Here is a 12,023-nt window from a genome sequence, read left to right on the forward strand (position 1 = left end):
GAATTGAGGATCAAATAAAAGAAATAGAGGACGAGATCCAGAAAACTGTCTATAATAAAGCTACTTCCAAGCACATCGGGCGCCTGAAGGCAAAACTTGCCAAGATGAAAGAGGATGCTGTCAACCGTGCAATGAAAGCCGGTGGCGGCGGCGAGGGATATTCAGTCAAAAAATCCGGAGATGCAACTGTCGTTCTTGTGGGTTTCCCGTCAACTGGTAAGTCTACCCTATTAAATAAACTGACAGGTACTGAAAGTGAGACTGGCGCATATGCATTTACAACCCTGACAGTAGTACCGGGAGCCCTCGAACATAAGGGAGCAAAGATTCAACTCCTTGATATTCCCGGTCTTATTGCCGGTGCTGCGATGGGCAAAGGGCGTGGGAAAGAAGTAATTGCTGTTGTCAGAACAGCGGATATGATTGTTATCCTCGTTGATGTCTTCAACGAGAAACATGTGGATGTTCTGATTCGTGAATTGTACGATGCAGGGATCAGAATCAATGTGCCAGAGCCTGATATCACTATCAAAAAGACCTCACGCGGTGGTGTGAGGCTCAATGCTGTTGGTACACTTGATCTTGACATCGAGGAAGTAAGATCAATTCTTACCGAAAACCGGATTGCAAGTGCTGACATTCTCATCCGTGGAAACGCAACCCAGGATGATCTTATTGATGCTTTGATGGGAAGCAGGGTGTATGTACCTGCCATCGTCGTCGTCAACAAGATTGATCTTATTGACGAAGCAGAACGCTTGCGGATTGAGACTGACCTTACGGAAAGGTTTGAGATGAGTCCGGTGATGATCTCTGCTGCTGTCGGGTATCACATGGAAGAGCTCAAGGATGCGATTTACGACAGCCTTGGATTCATGCGTTTGTATCTTAAACCGGTTGCCGGACCTGCTGATATGGATGAACCCCTGATCATGCGACTCGGGGCAAAAGTGGAAGATGTCTGCCATAAACTTCACCGTGATTTCTATGATAAATTCAGGTATGCAAGAATATGGGGTGATTCAGTCAAGCACGAGGCTCAACGTGTCGGGCTTACCCATACTCTTGCAGATGAAGATGTACTTCAGATTATCATTGAGCGGTAAGACAGTCACGAAGCGTCTCAAGAGGGGCATTGGTCTTAATACAATACCCTGAGTAATGAACCCTTGAGGCAGAATATCCCATATTTTGCAATGATTCGAGGACCACGGCAATAGGACCTGGTGATACCCTGTATGCTTTGGCAAGTTTGTGATAGTCGTATGAGAACGATATCGCAGGCTCTTGTATGCAACAGGTCAGGATTTTTCCGAGTTCATCAGGTGCAGAAATCCCGCTGTCAGGCAGGCGCTCATTCATGACTGATAGAAAATCAGTATCCTGAATTGCTCCGGTCCAGAGCGGCCCTATTGTGTTTAATTGTTTACCACAATGAGGGCAGACCTTTGGTTCCGGGAAAAAACCGGATCCTTCGGTTCGGTACGGGCATCCTGTACACTGGTAAATGTATCCCATCTGTGCGAGGGTTTGATCTGCTGCCTGGGTCCCCCGGGCAAGTTTGAGATGAAGCCTGACAAAGTGCTCATGGGCAAAACAGAACTGTGGTATTATCCCGCGGTCATATCTGGCTGTCATCCGTGCAGCATATCCAAGGAGAATTCGCAGACCTACCTCTGCATGGTAATCGGTATTCATGGGTCGTGCCATGTATCTCCTGATACCAGCCTTGAGATGTGCTCCACAGAGAGGTGCAGTGTCTGTTGCAGTAATGCCGATCATCCTTACCGAACTTCTGATACCGGCATCAATGAATGGTGCAGGTGTCCCGAAAGGATCGAGATCAACAAAATCGAACGGTTCTTCTGACATAAGCGCATTGGCATCCCGGCAGGTGGCATTAGCATCAAGAGCTAGATGATCGATATTTTTTTTTATGAGGGTCGTTGCATCAGGGTCTCGATCATTTATCGTGACAATGGTCCCTGTCTCGTATCCCACCCGACAACCCCTGATACCACTAGCCCCCATTGCATCAAGATATGTTCTTGGCTCTGTACAGGCTGCAACGAGCACAGTAGCATCACGATTTAGTGCCATTCGCGGATTGTAGAAGATAGGGGCGCTGCCTGGAGGAAACGTTGCTGTACTATCATGCATGGGAACCCACAGGGTGGTTTTCCCTTCTTCTATCAATTCCAGTTCCATTCGTTGAAAAAATGGCTGTTCGATAGACTTATACCTTCCCGTATGCCACCTAATAGGGCAGGACGTGTGGCCTAGTCAGGATATGGCGTCAGCCTCCTAAGCTGAATGTCGGGGGTTCAAATCCCTCCACGTCCGTACCTCTTTTGGAATTGTATGAAACCTGCTGCTTTTATCAGGATCATTAGGCCGCTCAACGCTGTTATGGCCGGATTTGCTGGCGTTCTCGCCTTTGTCATTGCTACCGGCACGCTGTTGCCATCAGTTTTGATCATATTTTTCATGGTTCTCCTGATAACCGCGGCAGGAAATGTGATTAATGACTATCATGATGCGGCAATTGATGCGATTAACCGGCCAGATCGACCGATTCCATCAGGTGAGATCAGCCAGAGGGCAGCGCTCGTGTATTCGGTACTGCTCTTTCTCATTGGTAATGCCATAGGTATCGCATATGCCCCTCTGCCACTCATAATTATTGCTGCTTTAAATTCTGTATTGCTCTGGGGTTATGCTTCTTATCTCAAGGTTATGCCTCTGCTTGGAAATCTTGCAGTCTCATACCTATCGGCTAGTATCTTTCTCTTTGGAGGGGCACTTGAAGGATGGGAAGGTGTGATTGCAAACCTCCCGGTTGCCGGTGCCTGTTTTGGTGTTATCCTGAGCCGGGAACTTATCAAAGATGCAGAGGACATGCAGGGTGACAAAGCTCATGGAGCACGAACCCTGCCAATCCTATACGGACTTAAGAGCACTGTTCTGGTGGCTGTCGCATCTGCCATATTCGGGGTTATCATATCACTTCTCCTCTATTTTAGGTGGGGAAATTATTACCTGGTGGGCATAATTCCCGTAGATATTATAATCTTTTATGGAGCTTTTCGTGCGTTCTGGTGCAGTACATCTGAAGAAATAAAAGAGTCACATAGTTCATTGTTCATCAAAGTTGGCATGTTTGCCTCACTGCTGATATTTCTGATATCAGCAGTGCTCTTTCGATAAAATAGTTTTAAGAGGAATACTTCTCAAGTTCTTGCGGTATGTCTGTTCTGCTGACACCGAGCAGAGCGATCTGGTATACTTCATCCCAGTTGACTGCTGTCTCAACGCAGCCATCTCGGGTGGTAACAATTCCCATAGAGATAAGGTTGAGTTGTCCTGCCATCTCGGTTCCTTCTTTGATCTCTATCAGGCACCCAATACCGATGATCGCTTTGGGTCTGTACCGTTTCACCATTCTCTTGATAAATGAAGAACCAGGCACAATGAAGAACTTGTATCCCATTTTTTCAAGAAGGGGTTTTGCAACGCCGATCTGACATAATCCGCACGAACGGCAGTTGAGCCCCTCTTCATGGAGATGAGCAGGACACGCTCCGGAGCGGAGACATTGTGGAATAAAAACGGCACGTTGTGGAATTGGGATTACCATGAATGCCTTTCTGTTCAGTGTGTTTTGCAGGGTTACCATGATACGCAAAAACTCCTGGTCCTCAACACCAACGAGTTTAAAGAGGCCTCTCATCATGCCTTCGAGGAATATAAGGCCCGCCCGCATGAATCTCGGGAAGAGAAGATTTCCAGTTCGGATTGCGTAAATTGTCAAGAAAAGCAGGATTAATCCACAAATCAGACAACCAAGAACAAAGAGGACGGTTATCTCACCTATTAACGAAATCAGATGGGGGTAGAGATCAAAGACTGATGTCATGATCCTGCTGTAAACTCCTCTTTCTGATCGCTCTGATTTCGGTTAGGTCATCAGGCAGAGTGAATATACCATGTTCTGTGATGATTCCCGTTACCAGTGATACTGGTGTTGCATCAAATGCCGGGTTATATACGTTTACTGTATCTGGTATCGTTCTTCTCCCTCCAAAGCTTGCGATCTCATCACGACTTCGCTCCTCGACGATGATGTCTGCTTCAGCAGACTCCTCATCAAAGGTTGAAAACGGAGCAGCAACATAGAATGGGATATCATGGGCATGTGCACATACGGCATGCATGTAGGTTCCGATCTTGTTAAAGACAGCATCACCTGTGATTCGATCAGCCCCAACAATTACGAGATCAATCATCCCTTTTCTCATGAGTGATGCAGCCATGGAATCGGTGATAACCGTGACATCAATCCCATCCTGTGCAAGTTCCCAGGATGTCAGTCTGGCACCCTGAAGAAGTGGCCTTGTCTCGCAGGCATATACCTGAACTAATGATCCGGCCTGTACTGCTGTCCTGATAACGCCAAGTGCAGTGCCCCATTCACTGCATGCTAATGCTCCTGCATTACAGTGGGTGAGAATCCTGCATGAAAGAGGAAGAACTTTTCGTCCATGCTCCCCGATGGCATGGCAGGTTCTGCTATCTTCATCAGCTACTTTTTCAGCTTCACTGACTGCCCGATCCCGGGCTGAAGATATTGTCTGTTCCTGTTTTACAACGGTGAGAACGCGATTAATCCCATAAAACAGGTTAACGGCTGTAGGGCGGATGGACTTGAGCAGATCTGCAGCAGCTGATACTTCCTGCTGAAAGATCTCTGGATCAGATGCTGCGCTGGTAAGGGTGGCGAGGGCGACTCCATATGCCCCAGCGACCCCAAGCGCTGGGGCTCCCCTGATGTCAAGACATTTTATTGCATCAGCAAGGTTGCTGACATTTGTTGCCGAATCCACACGGTACTCTTCAGGAAGTCGTGTCTGCGCTATGAATCTGATCTCAGGAATCTCCGGGTGAAAGGTTACGGGTCTCAGTGGGCTATCAGAGGGCTGCATGCTCCCCCTTCATGCATTTGATGACCGCACGCATTGCTGCAGCCCCACCTTCTGCAACACTGTCAGGTATATCCATCGGCTCCCGGCAGGTTCCTGCGAGGAATATGCCGGGTCTTATTGCTGCAATATGTTCTGATTTCTGATCAACACTGGCAAAGAATCCGGTCTCGTCCAGACTGATATTAAACCGTTTAGCAATCTCTGCAGCATCTGTCTGGGGTCTGATCCCAACAGAAAGGACAACAAGATCTGCATCAATCCTCACGATCTCCCGATTCTCCGTGTTCTCAACATGAACTCTGACGTGAGCATTATTCTGATAGATATCTCCGGGAAGACCTCTGACAAATCTCACTCCTGCACGAACTGCCCGCTCATAAAATTCTTCGTACCCCTTTCCATATGCCCTGATGTCCATGTACAGCACAGTCACCTCGGTGTCTGGAGATTTTTCTTTTATGAGCAGGGCATTTTTAATGGCATACATGCAGCATACTGCCGAGCAGGAAGGAGATCCTACTGTACAGTCACGGGAACCCACACACTGAATAAAAACAATCTTTTTTGGCTTAGTACCGTCTGAAAGCCTTTTTAGGGATCCACTCGTTGGCCCACTTGCGTTGATCATCCGCTCGAATTCAATGCTGCTGATAACATCCGGAATTCTGAGGTAATGATACGCTGGTTTCTTTGTAGCATCAAATACTTCATACCCGGTTGAGACAATAATCGCTGAAGCTTTGATGAAGGCCTGTTCTTCTCCATCCTCATTATCTCTGAGGATTGCCTTCTTTCCACAGATGCTATAACAGAGTCCACAGTTGATACAGTGTTCTGCATCACGGATTACAATATTTGGAACAACCTGCGGGTGTGCCTTGTAGATAGCTTTGCGGACCCCAAGACCTGCATCAAACCTGTTGTATACCTCAACAGGACATATCGCAACGCAGTCGTCACATCCGGTACATTCAGACTCTTTTATGTACCTGGGATGCCTGGTGACATGCACAGTAAAATCTCCCACATCCCCTTCTATACTCGTTACCTCAGTGCAGGTGTGGAGAGATATCTTTGGATGTCGTGCCGCATCCACCATTTTTGGGCTGAGAATACACATTGAACAGTCATTGGTTGGGAAGGTCTTGTCCAGCATCGCCATATGTCCGCCAATGGTTGGCTCACGCTCGATCAGGTGAACATGGATATTGTGATTTGCCAGATCAAGAGCCGCAGTAATCCCGGCTATGCCGCCACCAATGACAACAACCTCACTCACCAGCATGCTCCCGTGCTAGTTTCACATAAGATGAGGCGTTCTGTAGTGTGGCTTTAACCTCTTCATCAGTCACCTGTCTTACAACTTTTCCTGGAACACCGAGTACTAGTGATCTGGGTGGGATCTCTTTTCCTTCTGACACCAGGGCTCCAGCTCCTATGATGCTCTCCTCACCTACAATTGCACCGTTCAGAACGATTGCTCCCATACCGACAAGAACTCTGTCCTTAACCGTGCATCCATGTAAAATTGCGCCATGTCCTACTGAAACATCGTCCCCGATAGAAACTGCATGGCCCGTTGATGTATGTACAACACAATTATCCTGAATATTGGAACGTGCACCGATTGATATCTGATCTTTATCTGCCCGTATCACCGCTCCATACCAGATCCCGATATCAGGACCTGCAGCGACCTCTCCTATGACGGTAGCATTCGGTGCAACAAATGCAGCCTGTGGAATATGCTGATGGATATTCATACGTTGGTACGGAATTTCCCTTCAAACCAGACCTGGCCGGGAATATATCCGTTCACTCCTGTGTACATATCGGCGAAAAGGCATAAAAGGATCAACCACCGGTTCCGTGGTTCACGAATGAACCCGCAGGTCTGAAACCAGATTTGACAATATTATGAATATCCATAAACGTAAGGGAACATAACCATGTTCAGACATGAAGGTGATGGTTGGGGGAACCTTTGACCCTCTGCATGACGGGCACCGGTTTCTTATCAGTCGTGCCTTTGATATTGCTGGGCCGGACGGAAAAGTAATTATTGGTTTGACCAGCGATGCATTCGCAGATCGCAAATCTCATCCGATTCATCCGTACAAAGAACGGGAAGCCGACCTGCTGACATTTCTTGAAGAGAAGAATGTACCCTCTATCTGGATGATAGAAGAACTTCATGATAAGTTTGGATCAACCCTCGATTCTGATTTTGACGCCCTTATTGTAAGTGAAGAGACATTTCCTGTAGCTAAAGAGATAAACCAGTTACGCAGGAATAAAAAACGGCCATGTGTTGAGATCCATCAAATCAGATGCGTGCTCGCAGAAGATGGAAAGTGGATATCAAGTACCAGGATCTGGCGTGGAGAGATCGATGTGCATGGCCATTTGATCGATCATCAGCCCCAGGCTTCCGCTAAATCAGATGATGTGTGATGATATGTCAGACCCGATAACTGTGTCACAATAATCGCAGATAAGTCGTTTTCCCTGAACTGAGAACCTGCTGCTCACCGGCTCATGGGTGTTGGTAATACAACACGGGTTCGGACACTTGAGAACTCCGATAAGGGTGTCTGGAATATCTACACCCTTCTTCTCAACAACCCTTCTTTCTCTGATAATATTGATTGTTGCCTTTGGAGCGATAAGAGCAATCCTGTCTACTTCCTCGTCCTTGAGCTCCCTGTTCTCTATCTTGACAACATCTTTTCTGCCAAGAGCGCTGCTCACCACGTTGGTGGCAACACTGACGCATTCATTTGTACTTCCTGTGATTCCCAGGATCCGGAGAACAATCAGGGCTTCGCCACCGGTAATGTGATCGATCACAGTTCCGTTCTGAATTGCGCTTATCAGCAGCCCTTCCTGGTACTTGTCGCTGTTCATTGCATCACCTCCAGGAGCATAGCCATTCTTACCGGCACACCATTTCGTGCCTGCTGAAAGTACCGTGCATAGGGAAGTGAGTCAACTGCCGGATCTATTTCATCAACTCGGGGAAGGGGATGCAATAAGATCAGGTGGTCCTTCACGCCTTGGAGAAGCGATGGTGTGATCCGATAACTGGCTGCCACATCGAAAAATGATGCAGGATCCGGGAATCGTTCTCGCTGGAACCGTGTTACATACAGTACGTCAAGGTCCCGGATGATCTCTTCGATTGAGTCATGTTCGATAACTTCACACCCTGCCTCCCTGAGGTCATGCTTGAGTGACTCCGGTAGTCCGAGACCTTTTGGGGAGATTGCATGGATCTCAGCATTGTACCTGGTCAATGCATATGCAAGAGAATGGGTAGTTCTGCCATACATCAGATCTCCAACGAGACCTATCTTTATCCGGTCGAGGGGCATGGACTGGTGAATTGTGTACAGATCGATGAGTGTCTGAGATGGGTGCTGACCGGCCCCGTCACCACCGTTAATGACCGGAACATCTGCAAACTCACTTGCAAGTCTTGCGGCCCCGACTTTTGGATGTCTGAGAACGATTGTATCGGCATACCCGCTGACAACCCTGATTGTGTCAGCTAGTGTCTCACCCTTTGCCATCGAACTGACCTCGACACCTCCAAGGTTCATGCATGATCCTCCAAGGCGCAGCATTGCAGATTCAAACGACATCCGCGTCCTGGTGCTTGGTTCAAAAAAGAGGAGCCCGAGAATTTTTCGTTTTAGCGGCTGTGCATCAGCACCGTAAACAGCGATTCTGGCTGCCCTGTCTATCAGGTGATCAATCTGATTACGATCCAGATCTCTGATTGAAATATAATGTTTCATGTGAGATGCCCTGCCGGTTATCATAAACCGGTACGGTGCGATCTCACATCAATCTGATCAAGTTCAGATAGTTGGCAGTCTGCTTTTGATCTGTTTCAGGGCTTCATGGCAGGCTTTGCTCACTTCAGGATCCGGATCCTTAAGCCCGCGGGCAAGAATATCCATGCTTGGTGGACCAATCTTGATAAGTGTATCCCAGTCTTCGCGTGCAAAGAGGTAACTCAGCCGATCTGTGGTGTACTTTGGCTGCCACCCAAATCCCTGAAGTAGTCGGACAACATCCTGGCGCACTCTTCGATCCGTGTCAGTGAGCGCCTGAATAAGCATGAACATTGCAGGCTCTCCGATCTTTCCTATTCCATTGATTGCCGCCGCTCTGATATCTCCATCTTCATCTTTGAGAGCAGTAAGCAGTTGATCAAGAACGGGAAGACCAATATTGCCCATCGATTCAATTGCCGCAACCCTTACTTCACGATCTTCATCCTGGAGTGCACTGGTAAGTGGGTCCAGCGCTTCTCTTCCAAACTTTCCAAGTTCATGAACAGCTGCAATCCTGATTCTGCGGTCTGAGTCCTGAAGTGCTTTGAAGATGATGGTGGCTGATGAGGGATCCATAAGATCTCCAAGAAGGTGAATGAGGGGTATCCTTCTGAGATCCCGATCTGGCAGTTGTTCCATTACCTGGTGTACCCTTGTGATAACCTGCGCTTTCATACTTGCAAATGTCTGTAAAACCAGGTGTGGTGTCGGTTTGGTCCAGCTTAAAAGAGCACTGATAATCGGATCTATTACTGTGGTTCCTTTGCTCACCAGAATGCCTGTAAGCATCCTTTGCATTTCTGCATCCTTGAGACTGAAGAGATGGTGCATCTGTGGAGCATCATTCATTGAGATATCCAGGATCATAGACATCAGTGAGATACCGCGCTCACTTCCCTGCTGACCTGTTGTCTCAAGTGCTTTAAACTCATCAAGCAGCCGTGGTAATGCCACCCCTCCCATGTTGGCAAATATACTGCTTATCAGCGGTACCATCGTCTTGTCTTCGTTAAAGAGATTAAAAAGGGGAGGAATTGCAGGTTCTCCAATTCTGGCAAGTGATAGTCCTGCATAGTTGACAACCTCCTCATCCTGATCATTAAGCAGATTCATCAGGGTGGGAACTGCTGGCTCTCCAATTGATCCAAGGGCTGCGACAGCATAGACTACGAGGTCCGGATCCCTCAAAACCTCTATAAGAGCAGGAACAGCGGCGGGTCCCATTTTTACCAGAAACGAGGTAAGAACCAATTTCTGTTCCTCATCTTCTTCGTGTCTCATGCTTTCTATCAATGGCTTTATCGCAGACTCTCCAAACTGACCGAGGAGATCACCTGCAAATTGGACCTGATCAGCATCACCAGTACTAATCAAACTGATGAGATGGGGAATAACCTGCTCTGGAGAAGACCGGATTATCTCACTTATTGTATCCAGGCTGACTCCTTTTCCCTGCTTCATCATCTGTTCTATGAAAACACCGGGTTCCTTTTCAAATGATATTGCTAAAAGATCCTTAATTGCCCTGGTTAGATCAGGTCCTGCTGATCCAAGTGCATTAAGTAATTCTGGAACTGCCTTTGCTCCCTGATTTTTTACAATACTGTATGCATGAGCCTGTCCCGGGCTGCCCGGGACGATCATCGGGATAAGATAGGGCACAGCATCGCTCCCGATATCAGAAAGAATCGAACTAATCTTTGCCGGATCCGCCGATAGTGTATCACCGAGGGCATCAGCGAGGTCTGGTGCTGCATCAGACCCCATCTGTCTGAGTGCAGTATCTGCAAGCATCGCAGCGTTCTCATTTCCTGAAGAGAGAACATGAATGAACCTGGGTGTCACCATGTCACCCATCTGCATCAGTTCATCCATTGCTGCTTCGCGGACCCTGTTGTCATGGTTTGAGAGGGCCTCAATCAGAGGTTCGATGGCTCTTACTGGATCGATCTCCCTCAGCATTCGAATGGCAAATGTGGCAGTCTTTCCTCCACGGGTTGGAATGGCATCCTCCAGGATTGGAAAAGCCAGTCTGCCCATTTCTCTGAACACCCGTGCTACCGGACCGGTTGCCTCATCTCCTCTTTCTTCAACCTCCTGGAGTAACCAGGGAGCTGAAACCGATCCCAGCCTTGGAAGAATACCCGATATTGTCTTGGCAATATCAGCAGAAGGATTGAAAAGCGCCTGAGTAAGGTGAGGAATTCCCGGCTCTCCGATTCTTATAAGGACTGAACTGATCTGCTCTCTATCATTCTCTTTGTGGAGAGGTATCTCCCTGATGAGGTGATCAACAACAGGCTCCCCTATTCTTATCAGGGCGTTCTCTGAAACCGCTCGAATCTCAGGATCTTCATCATACAATCCTCTGATAAGCGGTACGATAGCTGCATCACCGATCTCCATGAAGACCTTTAGTGCCATTGAGGAGGTGACCGGGTTGGGATCTTTAAGTGAATCATACAGAGGCTCAAGAGCAGGCCTGCCAATCTCCTGAATAATATAGAATTTGAGATCGCGGGTTTCATCCCTGTCCTGTGAGCATGAGGAGAGTAGATCAGCAACAACCTGATCGCCAAGGAGAATAAGAAGTGCGGCTGAACGCGCCCTGACTTCCTCATCCTGATTATCAAGAGCCTGGATCAGGTATGGGACAGCTTCGCGCCCGGCTGTTTCGATCATAGCTTCTGCCATTCGTGCAGTTCGACGCTCTTCAGATCCCAGGGCACTTACCAGGATTGGAAGAACTGGTTTGCCATAACTGAGAAGGGTATATGCAGCCCGCTCTTCTCCTGCTTCATTTAGAATTGGAGTACATGCCAGGATCTCCTGAACAACCGACGGACCAAGTCTGAGCAATGTTCTATGCAGCCAGCGTGTTACCGTTTCATCAGCGCTGTTGTAACTCTCTATCAGAGGGCGGACAGCTGGTTTTCCGATAAACTCAAGTGCTTCTGATGCTGCATCCACGACTCTGGGATCAGGATCACTGAGGAGGGAGATTAATTCAGGTACTGCACGCGGTGTCTGCATCCTCCCAAGAGCAAGTGCAGATTCTACCCTGAGGGGCGTATCAGAAGATGTTCTGACAATTTTTATTAGTCCGTCAAGATCCCCTTTCAGTCGCATCCGCTCAGGATCAGGTCTGAATACTGAGATCATACTTCAATGCCCCCCATTTTACTACCATCTGTTATAT

11 protein-coding genes and 1 tRNA gene are annotated in these 12,023 nt (G+C 47.9%); 4 read left to right on the forward strand and 8 right to left on the reverse strand.

Annotated elements, in window-relative coordinates; translation table 11 throughout:
• Positions 1-2: 2 nt before the first annotated feature.
• Positions 3-1,106, forward strand: a complete 1,104-nt coding sequence (locus tag VN429_RS02175; RefSeq protein ID WP_325629309.1) for an OBG GTPase family GTP-binding protein — start codon at positions 3-5, stop codon at positions 1,104-1,106.
• Here VN429_RS02175 and VN429_RS02180 read toward each other — a convergent pair.
• Positions 1,093-2,208, reverse strand: coding sequence for a tRNA (guanine(10)-N(2))-dimethyltransferase (locus VN429_RS02180; protein WP_325629311.1), 1,116 nt, complete (start codon positions 2,206-2,208; stop codon positions 1,093-1,095). The two genes, VN429_RS02175 and VN429_RS02180, sit on opposite strands and share 14 nt — an antisense overlap.
• A gap of 60 nt (positions 2,209-2,268) precedes the next feature.
• Here VN429_RS02180 and VN429_RS02185 point away from each other — a divergent pair.
• A tRNA-Arg gene (locus VN429_RS02185) sits at positions 2,269-2,343 on the forward strand.
• A gap of 18 nt (positions 2,344-2,361) precedes the next feature.
• The gene (locus tag VN429_RS02190) at positions 2,362-3,207 is read left to right on the forward strand and encodes a geranylgeranylglycerol-phosphate geranylgeranyltransferase (protein ID WP_325629313.1); all 846 of its coding nucleotides are present in this window, start codon (positions 2,362-2,364) and stop codon (positions 3,205-3,207) included.
• A gap of 7 nt (positions 3,208-3,214) precedes the next feature.
• On the opposite strand, the gene VN429_RS02195 is transcribed toward VN429_RS02190, so the two are convergent.
• Genes VN429_RS02195 through VN429_RS02210 form a run of 4 tightly spaced genes read right to left on the reverse strand, consistent with a single transcriptional unit; the run spans position 3,215 to position 6,745 of the window.
• On the reverse strand, positions 3,215-3,916 hold the full coding sequence (locus tag VN429_RS02195) for a DUF116 domain-containing protein (RefSeq protein ID WP_325629315.1): 702 nt from the start codon (positions 3,914-3,916) through the stop codon (positions 3,215-3,217).
• A complete protein-coding gene (gene mtnA, locus VN429_RS02200; protein WP_325629317.1) occupies positions 3,900-4,982 on the reverse strand; it encodes an S-methyl-5-thioribose-1-phosphate isomerase in 1,083 nt (360 codons plus the stop codon). The genes VN429_RS02195 and mtnA overlap by 17 nt, the downstream gene beginning before the upstream one ends.
• Complete coding sequence (locus VN429_RS02205) at positions 4,969-6,261, reverse strand: CoB--CoM heterodisulfide reductase iron-sulfur subunit A family protein (RefSeq protein WP_325629329.1); 1,293 nt, start codon at positions 6,259-6,261, stop codon at positions 4,969-4,971. Before VN429_RS02205 ends, mtnA begins: the two co-directional genes overlap by 14 nt.
• On the reverse strand, positions 6,254-6,745 hold the full coding sequence (locus VN429_RS02210; RefSeq protein WP_325629319.1) for a gamma carbonic anhydrase family protein: 492 nt from the start codon (positions 6,743-6,745) through the stop codon (positions 6,254-6,256). The genes VN429_RS02205 and VN429_RS02210 overlap by 8 nt, the downstream gene beginning before the upstream one ends.
• A 196-nt stretch (positions 6,746-6,941) precedes the next feature.
• Between VN429_RS02210 and VN429_RS02215 the strand changes: the two genes are divergently transcribed.
• Positions 6,942-7,436, forward strand: coding sequence for a phosphopantetheine adenylyltransferase (locus VN429_RS02215; protein WP_325629321.1), 495 nt, complete (start codon positions 6,942-6,944; stop codon positions 7,434-7,436).
• Here VN429_RS02215 and pyrI read toward each other — a convergent pair.
• The 3 genes from pyrI to VN429_RS02230 form a co-directional block, all read right to left on the reverse strand.
• Entirely contained in the window at positions 7,422-7,889 is a 468-nt protein-coding gene (gene pyrI, locus VN429_RS02220) for an aspartate carbamoyltransferase regulatory subunit (protein WP_325629323.1), read from the reverse strand. The genes VN429_RS02215 and pyrI overlap by 15 nt on opposite strands.
• Entirely contained in the window at positions 7,886-8,782 is an 897-nt protein-coding gene (pyrB, locus tag VN429_RS02225; protein ID WP_325629325.1) for an aspartate carbamoyltransferase, read from the reverse strand. Before pyrB ends, pyrI begins: the two co-directional genes overlap by 4 nt.
• Positions 8,783-8,845: 63 nt before the next feature.
• Positions 8,846-11,986, reverse strand: a complete 3,141-nt coding sequence (locus VN429_RS02230; protein ID WP_325629327.1) for a HEAT repeat domain-containing protein — start codon at positions 11,984-11,986, stop codon at positions 8,846-8,848.
• Positions 11,987-12,023 lie beyond the last annotated feature (37 nt).

The sequence above is a fragment of the Methanospirillum sp. genome (genome assembly GCF_035560735.1).
Taxonomy (GTDB): domain Archaea; phylum Halobacteriota; class Methanomicrobia; order Methanomicrobiales; family Methanospirillaceae; genus Methanospirillum.